This window comes from Paraburkholderia sp. SIMBA_027 (assembly GCF_046535315.1).
GTDB lineage: Bacteria > Pseudomonadota > Gammaproteobacteria > Burkholderiales > Burkholderiaceae > Paraburkholderia > Paraburkholderia tropica.
The window spans coordinates 1-266 of record NZ_JAWRWY010000729.1; the positions used below are offsets into that span (position 1 = coordinate 1).

The 266-nt window shown below is 61.7% G+C and carries 1 protein-coding gene; it reads left to right on the forward strand.

Features of this window, described 5'->3' with window-relative positions:
• Nucleotides 1-42: 42 nt before the first annotated feature.
• A partial coding sequence (locus SB764_RS40965) for a glycosyl hydrolase (RefSeq protein WP_410866892.1) occupies nucleotides 43-266 on the forward strand: 224 nt, incomplete at its 3' end.

A 266-nucleotide genomic window follows, 5' to 3' on the forward strand; every position in this document is an offset into this window, starting at 1 on the left:
GTGACAGACCAGACGGCCACGGCCTTTGCGAAAGACCTCGCCATGTTCAATGACGACGGCGTCCCCGTGATCGTGCGTTTCGCGCACGAAATGAACGGTTCCTGGTATGCGTGGTCGCAGCAGCCTCAGAAGTACGTGGCCGCCTTTCAGACTTTGGCGAAGGCTGTGCACACCTTGGCCCCCGGTTCGGCCATGATGTGGGCACCAAACTACGGGGGAGGGTATCCCTTCGCCGGGGGAAAGTACGAAGCCAAACCCGGCACGCC